General features: G+C 62.9%; 10 protein-coding genes. 4 read left to right on the top strand and 6 right to left on the bottom strand.

Features of this window, described 5'->3' with window-relative positions; genetic code table 11:
* Nucleotides 1-36 precede the first annotated feature (36 nt).
* A complete protein-coding gene (locus ACP7EY_RS03640) occupies nt 37-900 on the bottom strand; it encodes a universal stress protein (protein WP_426190564.1) in 864 nt (287 codons plus the stop codon).
* Nucleotides 901-914: 14 nt separating this feature from the next.
* Nucleotides 915-2,393 (bottom strand): SulP family inorganic anion transporter, encoded by a 1,479-nt coding sequence (locus ACP7EY_RS03635; protein WP_426190562.1) that lies wholly within the window; start codon nt 2,391-2,393, stop codon nt 915-917.
* A gap of 394 nt (nt 2,394-2,787) precedes the next feature.
* Between ACP7EY_RS03635 and ACP7EY_RS03630 the strand changes: the two genes are divergently transcribed.
* A complete protein-coding gene (locus ACP7EY_RS03630) occupies nt 2,788-3,354 on the top strand; it encodes a recombinase family protein (RefSeq protein WP_426190560.1) in 567 nt (188 codons plus the stop codon).
* A gap of 48 nt (nt 3,355-3,402) precedes the next feature.
* On the top strand, nt 3,403-4,479 hold the full coding sequence (locus tag ACP7EY_RS03625; RefSeq protein WP_426190558.1) for a porin: 1,077 nt from the start codon (nt 3,403-3,405) through the stop codon (nt 4,477-4,479).
* 524 nt (nt 4,480-5,003) lie between these two features.
* Here ACP7EY_RS03625 and ACP7EY_RS03620 read toward each other — a convergent pair.
* From ACP7EY_RS03620 to ACP7EY_RS03605, 4 genes are all read right to left on the bottom strand, one after another.
* Nucleotides 5,004-6,386 (bottom strand): ATP-binding protein, encoded by a 1,383-nt coding sequence (locus ACP7EY_RS03620; protein WP_426190556.1) that lies wholly within the window; start codon nt 6,384-6,386, stop codon nt 5,004-5,006.
* Between the two features lie 13 nt (nt 6,387-6,399).
* Nucleotides 6,400-7,062: a response regulator gene (locus ACP7EY_RS03615; RefSeq protein WP_426190554.1), complete on the bottom strand. Its 663-nt coding sequence runs from the start codon at nt 7,060-7,062 to the stop codon at nt 6,400-6,402.
* 45 nt (nt 7,063-7,107) lie between these two features.
* Nucleotides 7,108-8,634, bottom strand: coding sequence for a DegQ family serine endoprotease (locus ACP7EY_RS03610; RefSeq protein WP_426190552.1), 1,527 nt, complete (start codon nt 8,632-8,634; stop codon nt 7,108-7,110).
* Between the two features lie 257 nt (nt 8,635-8,891).
* On the bottom strand, nt 8,892-9,344 hold the full coding sequence (locus ACP7EY_RS03605; RefSeq protein ID WP_426190550.1) for an Hsp20 family protein: 453 nt from the start codon (nt 9,342-9,344) through the stop codon (nt 8,892-8,894).
* A 226-nt stretch (nt 9,345-9,570) separates the two neighbouring features.
* On the opposite strand from ACP7EY_RS03605, the gene ACP7EY_RS03600 reads away from it, so the two are divergent.
* Together ACP7EY_RS03600 and ACP7EY_RS03595 are read left to right on the top strand one after the other, a co-directional pair.
* Nucleotides 9,571-11,490 (top strand): M61 family metallopeptidase, encoded by a 1,920-nt coding sequence (locus ACP7EY_RS03600; protein WP_426190548.1) that lies wholly within the window; start codon nt 9,571-9,573, stop codon nt 11,488-11,490.
* Nucleotides 11,491-11,545: 55 nt separating this feature from the next.
* Nucleotides 11,546-11,896: a hypothetical protein gene (locus tag ACP7EY_RS03595; protein ID WP_426190546.1), complete on the top strand. Its 351-nt coding sequence runs from the start codon at nt 11,546-11,548 to the stop codon at nt 11,894-11,896.
* The last annotated feature ends 25 nt before the right edge of the window (nt 11,897-11,921 follow it).

The following is an 11,921-nucleotide window of genomic DNA, read 5'->3' as shown; positions in this document are numbered from 1 at the left end:
AGGCCGAATCGACTTTGCAGAGACATTGTGTTGACGCTACCCGAGCAGCAAGGTAGGAATAGTGGACGAATGCAGGATATCGGTGGTCTTGCTCCCAAATAGCAGGCTGCGCAGAGGTGAGTGGCTATAAGCGCCCATGATGAGCAGGTCGATGGACTGTTCAAGCACGGTCTTGGTAATGATGCCCTCAACATCGCCGAAAGCGAGCGAAGCGGACACTTCAAAGCCTGCCGACTCCAAGGTCATTTTGGCCCATTCAAGCTGCTTTGTTGCGTCCCGACTTTCCTTGCCAGACATCAGCAGATAAATTGGGATGCCACGGAAAAGTGGACTGGCCGCCACCAATTCCACACCGTGTCGGGTTACGATGCCGCCATCGAAAGCGATCATAACCCGCCGAGGTTCCTTGAAATTCGCCGTCACAGTGAGGACGGGCTGGTGCAATGCGCGCACCACCCGTTCAACATTGCGCCCCAGCTTACGTTCGGTCGAGTCAGCAGTCTCGCCATGACGCCCCAAGACGACGAGGCGGACACCGCTTCCCTGTTCCGAGATGGTCTCTTCCAGTTCGCCATGGCGCTGACGCACATCCACAGAACCGGCACCGGCGGCGCGGGCACGCTCGCGCAATCGGTTCAAGAAGACCCGACCTAGTTCCCGTGCTGCCTTGGTGCGTGTCTCGTCCTCGCTTGAAAGCTTTTTCAGCAGAGCCTCATTCGCGTCAATCCCGATGGCACCACTATGATCGCCTCCCGAGCCAATCTCTGGATGATGGTCGATGACATGCAGGAATTCGAGCGGAGCGCTCATCCGGGTGGCGGCCCAAGCTGCGTAGTCGGCGACATAATCGGCGAAGTGCGATTGGTCAACACAGGCCAACACTTTGTTTTCGTTGTTCATAGTCATGTCTCCGTTTAGTGGCCCATCAGCATGTCTTCGGCGCCGTCTTTGTCGTGCACGGCGAACTTATCCACCAGAGTGGTGCTGGCCTCATTGAGCCCGATTACCTCGACTTCCGTCCCATCGCGGCGGAACTTGACGACTACCTTGTCCAAGGCGCTAACGGCCGTAATGTCCCAGAAGTGGGCGCGGCTGACATCAATACGAACTCGCTCGATGACCTCCTTGTAGTCGAAGGCATTAACGAACCGATCCGCCGAAGCGAAAAAGACCTGACCGGCCACTTGGTAGGTACGCACCCGGCCCTCGTCTTCGGACATGGAACTCACGCGCAAGATCTGTCCCACTTTATTGGCGAAGAAAAAGCCAGATAAGAGCACGCCTACCAGCACGCCTTTCGCCAAGTCGTGTGTAGCCACAACTACGACGACAGTTGCCACCATGACGACACTGGAACTTTTCGGATGATCGCGCAGGTTGCGAATCGATGCCCAGTTGAAGGTCCCGATGGACACCATAATCATGACAGCGACCAATGCTGCCATCGGTATGCGCGCAACCCAGTCACCGATGAACACCACCATCAGCAATAGGAATACCCCGGCCGCGAGGGTGGAAAGCCTACCGCGTCCGCCGGACTTTACATTGATGACAGACTGACCAATCATGGCGCAGCCGGCCATGCCTCCGAGGAAGCCGGTGGCGATATTGGCAATGCCTTGACCCACGCACTCACGGTTCTTATTGCTGTTGGAATCGGTCAGGTCATCGACAATCGAAGCGGTCATCATCGACTCAAGCAGGCCAACCACGGCAAGCGTGGCCGACACCGGGAAGATGATCGAAAGTGTCTCCAGGTTCAGCGGCAAATCCGGCAACAGGAAAACGGGCAAGCTGTCAGGTAGTTTGCCCATGTCGCCTACGGTGCGGATGTCAATGCCAGCTAAGATCGCGACGGCGGTCAATACCACGATGGCAACCAGGGGGGACGGAACAGCCTTCGTGATGTATGGGAACAGGTAAATAATACCCAGGCCAGCCGCTGTCATCACATATACGTGCCAGGTCACGTTGGTCAATTCGGGCAGTTGCGCCATGAAGATCAGAATGGCCAGCGCGTTGACAAAACCGGTGATGACGGACCGTGAGACGAAGCGCATAAGCGCGCCAAGCTTAAGCCAGCCAGCAAGAACTTGCAGAACTCCCGTCAGGATCGTGGCGGCCAGCAGATACTGCAAGCCATGGTCCTTGACCAAAGTCACCATGACCAAGGCCATTGCACCGGTGGCGGCTGAAACCATACCCGGACGACCGCCAGCAAACGCAATAATTGCAGCAATACTGAATGAGGCATACAAGCCCACTTTAGGATCGACCCCAGCGATAATCGAAAAAGCGATTGCTTCAGGAATGAGCGCTAGCGCGACAACCATGCCCGCTAAAAGATCGTTTCGGACATTGGAAAGCCAGTCCTGGCGTAAGGATTTCATCATTCTTCTATTCCATTGATTGTGCCTGCCACAGGGCAGGGGGCGAACGTGAACGAGTCTTTCCGGCCAGCGGAAATGAGAAGGAACCAAGAACTCCAGGAACGGAAAGACGCAATAAATCGGACGTGCAGCCTCGTGCGACAGGTGGAGGTACTACAGAGATCGCAGCGAGGAAGGAGGCTTACACGGGTGGAAATTCCGATTGATTTAAGGCTTAGCCTTTGGGAAACTCATTTTAGCTTACCGGCAGATGCCATGTCAATTTGGGCTATACCCTAACCTGATGTCAGAAGCCCCCAGCGCAAGCCGTCAGGATAGGGTTGGTATCGCAATTAGTTGACATATGCCCTGAACGGTCATAGAGTCTTTCCTGACACATCTTGTTAAGGAGCACGTTTTGCGAGGTCAACGTATCGGTTATGTCCGGGTCAGCAGTTTCGACCAGAATCCAGAGCGTCAGCTCGATCAGGTCCAGGTGGACAAGCTGTTCACCGACAAAGCCTCGGGCAAGGATACACAGCGGCCGCAGCTTGACGCCTTGCTGTCGTTCGCCCGCGAAGGCGACACGGTAGTCGTGCACAGCATGGACCGTCTGGCGCGCAACCTGGATGATCTGCGCCGGCTCGTGCAGACATTGACCAAGCGCGGAATACGAATCGAATTCGTCAAGGAATGCCTGAGCTTCACCGGCGAAGACTCGCCGATGGCGAACCTGCTGCTGTCGGTCATGGGGGCGTTTGCGGAGTTCGAGCGGGCCTTGATCGGCGAGCGGCAGCGCGAAGGGATCGCATTGGCGAAGCAGCGCGGTGCTTACCGAGGTCGCAAGAAGGCGCTCGCGGACAACCAGGTTGTCGAACTGCGCCGCCGTGCTGGTGCCGGCGAGCAGAAATCAACGCTTGCGCGGGAGTTCGGCATCAGTCGGGAGACCCTGTATCAATACTTAAAGGTGGCGCCGACTCCTTAACCCGGTTTTCCGTTCCACTGCACCTCAAACCCCATTATCAGGAATTTCATGAACAAGACCTTACTCGCCGCCGCCGTCCTGGCCGCATGCGCCGCCCCTGCCCTGGCCCAGACCAACGTCACCATCTATGGCGTCGTCGATGCTGGCCTGGTCCGCGAAACGGGCGGCACCGCCAATGTGACCAAGATCAGCAGCGGCGTCGCTTCGGTCTCGCGCCTCGGCTTTCGCGGCACCGAAGACCTCGGTGGCGGCCTGTCGGCGCTGTTCGTGCTGGAAACGGGCTACAAGACCGACACCGGTGAAGTCGACACCGCCGGCAGCATTTTCAACCGCCAGGCGCTGGTCGGCCTGAAGTCGACCATGGGCACCGTGACCCTGGGCCGCCAGTACACGCCGTACTACAACACCATCACCACCGTCGCCGATCCGTTCGCCGCCGGCCTGTCGGGCAGCGCCAAGAACCTGCTGCCGACCGTGGGCGCCAACACCCGCACCAGCAACACGGTGATGTATGTGTCGCCACAAATGTCGGGTATCACCGGTGAGCTGGCGTATTCGGCCGGCGAACAGGCTGACAGCAGCGCCGGCCGCCAGATCGGCGCCGCCCTGAGCTACACCGTCGGCAAACTCAACGCGCGCCTGGCCTACAACAACCGCAACAGCGACGTCGCCGCCACCACCGGCGTGACGGCAGTGAGCCGCGACATCGGCACCAACACCCTGCTGGCCGCCAATTACGACTTCGGCATGGTCAAGGGCTACGCCGCTTACGGCGTCGACAAGGGCGTCAACAGCGCCGTGCTGCCCAACACCAGCAACCCTTTCGGCGGCGTGCGTCCGACCACCTCGACCAACAGCACCGACCTGCTGATCGGCGCGGCCGTGCCGGTCGGCCAGGGCACCATCCTCGCCTCCGTCATCAACAAGAACGACAAGACCGCGTTCAACCAGGACGCCACCCAGGTAGCGCTCGGCTACACCTACGCCCTGTCCAAGCGCACCACCTTGTACACCTCGTACGGCAAGATCAAGAACCGTCGTGGCGCTGGCTACACCGTGGGCAATGCCACCGACGCCGGTTCGGGCGATGCGGCGTATAACGGCGGCGTGCGTCACTCGTTTTAAAGACATCAAGCAAAAGTGGACCCCTACTTTTGCTTGGTTTAGTCAGATAAAAAAGCCCCCGGCAGAGCCGGGGGCTTTTTCAGTATACGCAAACCCGATGCTGTTCACGGGGCGCCTCGGGGAATGGGGGCGGTGGGCGGCGCGGCATTCAGGTCGAGACGGGAAAGCTCGCGCTGGCGGCCAGGCGCACGTTCAGTATACGCAAATCCGATGCTGTTCACGGGGGGCCTCGGGGAATGGGGGCGGTGGGCGGCGCGGCTTTCAGGTCGAGACGGGAAAGCTCGCGCTGGCGGCCAGGCACACGTTCAGTATACGCAAACCCGATGCTGTTCACGGGGCGCCTCGGGGAATGGGGGCGGTGGGCGGCGCGGCTTTCAGGTCGAGAGGGGAAAGCTCGCGCTGGCGGCCAGGCGCACGTTCAGTATACGCAAATCCGATGCTGTTCACGGGGCGCCTCGGGGGATGGGGGCGGTGGGCGGCGCGGCTTTCAGGTAGAGACCGCTACAAGGCTGGCGTCGAGACCGCTACAAGGCGGGCGTCGAGGCCGGAAAAGTGACGCTGGCGGCCAGGCCGCCCAGGCGCGCGGACTGGTCCAGGGTCAGGACGGCGCCGTGGCGTTCGGCGATCGCCTTGATGATGGCCAGGCCCAGGCCGCTGCCGGCCGCCTCGCTGCCGGCGATCCGGTAGAAGCGGTCGAACACGCGGCCGCGCTCTTCAGGGGCGATGCCGGGGCCGCTGTCTTCGACCTGCAGCACGGCGCTGCCGTCGGCGTCGCGGCGCACCTCGATGTCGACCGTGCCGCCGGCCGGGGTGTACTTGATGGCGTTGTCGACCAGGTTGCGCAACAAGATCATCAGGGCGTCGGCGTGGCCCGCCACGCTCACCGCATCGGCGCGGTGCACGCCCAGGTCGACGCCCTTCTGCTGCGCCAGGCCCGCCAGGTCGCCGGCGGCGCGCCGCGCCAGGTCGGCCAGCGGCACCTGGCCCGTCACGGCGGCATCCTGCGAGCTCGCTTCGTGGCGCGCCAGCACCAGCAACTGCTCGACCAGGCGGGTGGCCCGTTCGATGCCGGCGGTCAGGCGCGACACGGCCAGCTGGCGCGACTGGGGATTGTCGGCGCGCTCGAGGCTGAGCGCCTGCAGCTTCAGGGCCGCCAGCGGGGTGCGCAATTCGTGGGCGGCATCGGCGACGAAGTTCTGCTGGGCGGCGAAGGCGGTGCGCACGCGGCCAAACAGCAAATTGAGTTCCTGCACCAGTGGACGCACTTCGTCGGGCAGGCCGGCGTCGGATACGGGCGAGAGATCGTCGGCCTGGCGCGAGGCCACCTGTGAGCGCACGCGCGCCACCGGTTCGAGCGAGCCGCTCACCACCCACCACACCACCAGCATCAGGATCGGCATCATGACGGCGATCGGCCCCACCGTGCGCAGGGCCAGGTTGCCGGCCATGTTGCGGCGCACCGCCATGTCCTGCGCCACCTGCAGGGTCTGGGTGTTGGTCTGCACCGAAAACACCCGGTAGGTGGTGCCGTTGGCGACGACATTCGAAAAGCCCAGCACCGCCCGCTGCGGCAGGCGCGCACTCGAGACGGTACGAAATACCTGCACGCCGTCCGGCGTCCACACCTGCACCACCAGGTCGTTGTTTTCGGCGGCGGCGTCGACGTCCGCCCGCGCCGCCAGGTCGCTGTTGGCCAGCGGCGCCGACGAGCGCAGCGACAGCGCCATCTGCTGCATGTGGTAGTCGAAAATCTGGTCGGCGTCCGACAGCGCGGTGCGGTAGGCGATGCTGGCCTGGGCAATGGCGGCGATGCTGATGGCGGCCAGCAGAAACCACAGCAGGCGCCCCCGCAGCGAGTGGGTCATCTGCGGCAGGTGCGGCAGCTTGTCGATGCCCGGCATCTTCATGGCAGCTGTGCCCTCACAGTTTCGGCACCATGTAGCCGACCCCGCGCACGTTTTGAATCAGCTCGCTGCCAAGTTTTTTACGCAGGCCGTGGATATACACTTCGACGGCGTTGCTGGAGACTTCGTCGCGCCAGCTATAGAGCTTTTCTTCCAGCTGGGCGCGCGAAAGCACCGCGCCGGGACGGGCGATCAGCGCTTCGAGCACCGCCCATTCGCGCGCCGACAAGGTCACCGGCACGCCGGCCACGGCCACCTCGCGGGTGGCCGGGTTGATGGTGATGGTGTTGTATTCGAAGATCGGCTCGGCCCGGCCGGCCGCCCGCCGCAGCAGCGCGCGGATGCGCGCGAGCAGTTCGTCGAGATCGTAGGGTTTGAGCACGTAGTCGTCGGCACCCGCGTCGAGCCCCGCGATGCGGTCGCTCACGGCATCGCGCGCGGTGGCCACCAGCACGGGGGTGCGGTCCTTGCGCGCGCGCATCGAGCGCAGCACCTCGATGCCATCCTTGCGCGGCAAACCCAGGTCGAGCAGCACCAGGTCGTAATTTTGCGACTGCATCAGCGCCGTGTCGGCCATGTCGCCGTCCTTGACCCAGTCGACCGCGTAGTGCTCGGCCCGCAACAGGTCGAGCACCACCTCGCCGATCATCACATCGTCTTCAACCAGCAATAAACGCATGCCCACTCCATTGACTGCCACTGATCAGGCGAACCGCCCAGTCCATCAGCCGATCCGCACAGGAATAAAAATCTTGTCGCTGCCCCGCTGGATCAGCAGCGCCACCGACTTCGACGATTTGCCGATGGCCTCGCGCACCTGGTCGATGCTGGCCACCGTGCGGCCGTTGATGGACAACAGCACGTCGCCCGGCTGCACGCCGGCGTTGGCCGAGGCGCCATCGGCGTCTTCCACCACCAGCCCGCCGGCCAGGCCCGACTCGCGCCGTTCGACGGGCGCCAGCGGCCGCAGCGTCAAGCCCAGCTTCGAGGTGGTGTTGGCGGCGACGGCGCGCTCTTCCGGCGCGGCCTTTTCGCTGGCGTCGCCCAGGCGGGCGCCGATGCGCACAATCTTACCATCGCGCCAGACGTCCATGGCGATCTGCTGGCCCGGCCTGGCCAGGCTGAGCATGGCCGGCAAGTCGCCCGAGGCGACAATCGGCTCGCCATCGAGCTTGCGGATGACGTCACCCGATTTCAAGCCCGCCTTGTCGGCCGGCCCGCCCCGCTCGACGCTCGACACCAGCGCCCCCTCGGGCGACTCGAGCTTGAACGAATCGGCAAAGCCCTGGTTCACTTCCTGCACCGTCACGCCCAGCTTGGCGTGCTTGACGCTGCCCGTGGCAACGAGCTGGTCCTTGATGCGGTTGGCCACGTCGATGGGAATGGCAAACGACAGGCCCTGGTAGCCGCCCGTCTGGCTGTAGATCTGCGAATTGATGCCGACCACTTCGCCGCGCGTATTGAACAGGGGGCCGCCCGAGTTGCCTGGATTGACGGCAACGTCGGTCTGGATGAAGGGCACGGTGGTGTCGTCAGGCAGCGAACGGCCCTTGGCGCTGACCACCCCGGCCGTCACCGTGCTATCGAGGCCGAAGGGAGAGCCGATCGCCAGCACCCATTCGCCCACTTTCAATTCCTTGGAATTACCGATCGGCACCACCGGCAGATTTTTTGCATCGATTTTCAATACCGCCACGTCCGTCTTCGGGTCCGAGCCCAGCACGCGGGCGCGGTACTCGCGCCGGTCCTGCAGCTTGACCGTGACTTCCTTGGCATCGCGCACCACGTGCGCGTTCGTGAGGATGACGCCGTCCGGACTCACGATGAACCCGGAACCAGCGCCAAAAACGGGCCGGTCGCGTTGTTGGCCGCGGGGTGCCTGCGGGCCTTGAAAGCGCCGGAAAAATTCAAAGAACGGATCGTCTTCATCGAGCTGCGCGCCGCCGGGGCCGCGCGCGAGAGCGGTCTTGGTGCTGCCCATGACCTGGATATTGACCACGGCCGGCCCCATGCGCGCGACGATCTGGGTGAAGTCCGGCAAGGCCATGGCCACCGCCGCGCCGGCCGGCGCCAGCGGCGCCTTGACCTCGGCCGCGGCCGGCGCAGTCACGGCAGCGACAGCGGCCGGGGCCGACACCGCATTGTTGTGGTTGACGGCGATCGCGCCGACGGCGCCACCAATGGCGCCAGCGGCGGCCAGCGCCAGGGTCAGGCGCTTGGCGGAGATCGAAGAGACAGCGGAATTGGACATGGTTCGCACTCCTGGATAAATGTGATGCGTTCGATAGTTCATGTGTGGCGCCCCTGCGGACGCCATCGTTGAAAGTGAGTGTGCACGGCCAGACTTAGCCGGTACTTAAGCTTTGGCGGCGCCGCTGGCCCGTGCCTGGCAAGAGCGCGCACAAAGGGCGCCCCGACTGCGGGCGCCCTTTGTGTCACTCAGTGTCGACGCAATGTCGACACACTGCTATCTCGGCCAGGGGACGCGCGTCCCCTGGCCGTGGCCGCTCAGGCAGCTTGCGGCTGCTCGATCACCTGCACGTTTTCGCCACCGTCGATGGCGATCTTGCGCGGCTTGAGCGCCTCGGGCACTTCACGCACCAGGTCGATGGTCAGCATGCCGTTATCGAACGAGGCGGTGGTCACCTTGACGTGATTGGCCAACTGGAAGCGCTGCTCGAAATCGCGCGCTGCGATGCCGCGGTGCAGGAAGGTTTTTTGCTGCTCGTCCTTCTGCTTGCGGCCCGTCACGTGCAGCGCGTCGCGCTCGGTGATGATCTCGATTTCCGCGCGGCTAAATCCCGCCAGTGCCATGACGATGCGGTAGTTGTTCTCGCTCACCAGTTCGATGTTGTAAGGCGGATAGCTGGGCTGCGCATCGGCGCGCTGCTCGAGCAGATTGGCCAGGCGGTCGAAACCGATAGCGGAACGATACAATGGAGTCAGGTCAAAAGTACGCATGATAAATATCCTCGTGTAAGTTAAGCGATAGGTGGGCAGACCTCCGTGGAGCATCTGCTGGTTCCCATTTAGGACCGCTTGCGGTGCTTTCAAGGCCTTGAAAAACACGGTTTTTGGCCCAAGGCGCCGAAAAATATCGGGAAAATTTTCACACAACCCAAAGTTTTTTCGCGTGCTACACTTTCGGCCATTTACTTGACCAATCAACCATACTGACGCCCCGCCCATGACCGCCCTGTTGAAGATTCGCCCCCTGCCGCGCCTGTTGAAAACTTTGCTGCCGCTCGCCCTGGCCGCCACGCTGTGCGCGCCCGCCCGCGCCGACGTCCCGCCGCCGCAGGATGTGGCCTACCCCGGCACCATCGTGCTGCAGGTCGACGCGACCAATTTGAGCCAGCAGATTTTCCGCATGAAGATGTCGATCCCCGTCAAGCCAGGGCCGATGACGATGCTGTATCCCCAGTGGCTGCCCGCCAACCACGGCCCCAACAATGTGCTCAACCAGCTGGCCGGCCTGACATTCACGGGCAACGGCAAGGCCATCGAATGGGTGCGCGACCCCGTCAATGTGTTCGCCTTTCACCTGGTCGTGCCGGCCGGCGTGACGACCCTGGAAGCGCAGTACCAGTTCCTCTCGCCGCTCGATGGCGGCCAGGGCCGCATCACCATCACCAGTGACATCCTCGGCATCCAGTGGCCGGCGGTGACGATGTACCCGGCCGGTTACGTGGCGCGGCGCATCACCTTCCAGCCCAGCCTGACCCTGCCGCAAGGCTGGCAGTTCGGCAGCGCGCTGGAAACGGACAAGCGCACCGGCGACGTCGTCGATTTCAAGCCGCTCGACCTGGAAACCCTGATCGATTCGCCCCTGTTCGCTGGCCGCTACTTCAAGCGCATCGACCTCGATCCGGGCGCCGCCGTGCCCGTATTTTTGAACATGGTGGCCGACAATCCGGAAAGCCTGGAAGCGAAGCCCGAACAGATCGCGCCCCACCGCGAACTGGTCAAGCAGGCGCGCAAGCTGTTCGGCTCCCACCATTACAAGCACTACGATTTCCTGTTCGCCATGTCGGACGAATTCGGCGGCGTCGGCCGCGAACACCACCAGTCCAGCGAGAACGGCGTCAAGCCCGGCTACTTCACGGAATGGGCCAAGAGCGAAGCGGGACGCGACCTGCTGCCGCACGAATACACCCACTCGTGGGATGGCAAGTTCCGCCGCCCGGCCGGCCAGAACGTGCCGAATTTTAATACCCCGCTCGAGAATGAATTGCTGTGGGTGTACGAGGGCCAGACCCAGTACTGGGGCAAGGTGCTGGCCGCCCGCTCGGGCCTGATCACGGCAAAGACCACGCTCGAAGGCATCGCCGCCTACGCCGCGTCCTACGACAACCAGCCGGGCCGGGCCTGGCGCGCCATGCAGGACACCGTCAACGAGCCGATCATCAGCGGCCGCCGCGCAATGGGCTGGAGCAACTGGCAACGGGGCGAAGATTATTATGTCGAAGGCATGCTGATCTGGATCGATGTCGACACCAAGATCCGCGAAATGTCGGGCGACAAGCGCTCGCTCGACGATTTCGCCCGCGCCTTCTACGGCATCAACGATGGCAGCATGCTGCCGGCGTTCTACACTTTCGAGGACGTGGTAGCCGCCCTCAACAAGGTACAGGCCTTCGACTGGGGACCGTTCCTGCGCAGCCGCCTCGATGGCCATGCCAAGGGCGCGCCGCTGGACGGCCTGGCGCGCGCCGGCTACAAGCTGGTCTACAAGGACACGCCCAGCGATTTTTCCAAGGCAGCCGACGAGCAGGCCAAGGTGGCCAGCTTCAGCTATTCGCTGGGCATGACGGTCAAGGCCGACGGTGGCATCGCGGGCGTGATCTGGGACGGCGTGGCGTTCCGGGCTGGCCTGGCCGGCAACAGCAGCATCGTTGCCGTCAACAACCGCGCCTACAAACCGGAGGTGCTCAAGGCGGCCGTCAAGGCGGCCAGGGACGGCGTGCCCATCAACCTGCTGGTCAAGCAGGGCAACAATTTCCGCACGATTTCTCTCGATTATCGCGACGGCTTGCGTTACCCGCATCTCGAACGCATTGCCGGCACCAGGGACCGCTTCACGGCGATCCTGAAGGCGCTGCCGTGATGGCTCGCGCAACGGTGCGCCACGCGCGCGCAGCCCTTGGTGTATGCTGGATGCCATGACGACCGATACCGATATCCAACTGAGCGGCCCCTTCAAGGCCGTCGATTCCAGCGGCCGTAGCCACGACGTCAAGGCAATTCGCATTTACGACGAGGGTTACGGGATTATTGATGTGTTCATCGACTTCGCCAAACCGGTCGAGGCCGGCGCCTACAAGGACAAGGCACTGATCAAGCAAGTGATCGACCGCTTGCGCGCCCTCGGCTACGTGGGTCCGGATTTCTCCCACAGCGACCCCGGCCTGCAAGACAGCAAGCTGATCGTGCTGGAAGCGCCGGAAGAGTTCAGCGAGTTTGCGAAAAACAAGGGCTGGAAAAATCTGGCGGAAGAGTTCGACGACGAGTAAATCGTCCGCCGGCACCTTCCCGCAA

It is taken from the genome of Massilia sp. DWR3-1-1 (assembly GCF_049898325.1).
Lineage (GTDB): Bacteria > Pseudomonadota > Gammaproteobacteria > Burkholderiales > Burkholderiaceae_D > JAFCUW01.
The sequence above is the reverse complement of the archived record's forward strand: the minus strand, read 5'-3'. Positions and strand labels throughout refer to the sequence as shown.

What these genes read in the sequence shown, in the direction of transcription:
- ACP7EY_RS03605 (WP_426190550.1), bottom strand. Translation starts at nt 9,344, where the DNA reads ATGCGTACTTTTGACCTGACTCCATTGTATCGTTCCGCTATCGGTTTC.
- ACP7EY_RS03610 (WP_426190552.1), bottom strand. Translation starts at nt 8,634, where the DNA reads ATGTCCAATTCCGCTGTCTCTTCGATCTCCGCCAAGCGCCTGACCCTG.
- ACP7EY_RS03595 (WP_426190546.1), top strand. Translation starts at nt 11,546, where the DNA reads ATGACGACCGATACCGATATCCAACTGAGCGGCCCCTTCAAGGCCGTC.
- ACP7EY_RS03635 (WP_426190562.1), bottom strand. Translation starts at nt 2,393, where the DNA reads ATGATGAAATCCTTACGCCAGGACTGGCTTTCCAATGTCCGAAACGAT.
- ACP7EY_RS03620 (WP_426190556.1), bottom strand. Translation starts at nt 6,386, where the DNA reads ATGAAGATGCCGGGCATCGACAAGCTGCCGCACCTGCCGCAGATGACC.
- ACP7EY_RS03640 (WP_426190564.1), bottom strand. Translation starts at nt 900, where the DNA reads ATGAACAACGAAAACAAAGTGTTGGCCTGTGTTGACCAATCGCACTTC.
- ACP7EY_RS03615 (WP_426190554.1), bottom strand. Translation starts at nt 7,062, where the DNA reads ATGCGTTTATTGCTGGTTGAAGACGATGTGATGATCGGCGAGGTGGTG.
- ACP7EY_RS03600 (WP_426190548.1), top strand. Translation starts at nt 9,571, where the DNA reads ATGACCGCCCTGTTGAAGATTCGCCCCCTGCCGCGCCTGTTGAAAACT.
- ACP7EY_RS03625 (WP_426190558.1), top strand. Translation starts at nt 3,403, where the DNA reads ATGAACAAGACCTTACTCGCCGCCGCCGTCCTGGCCGCATGCGCCGCC.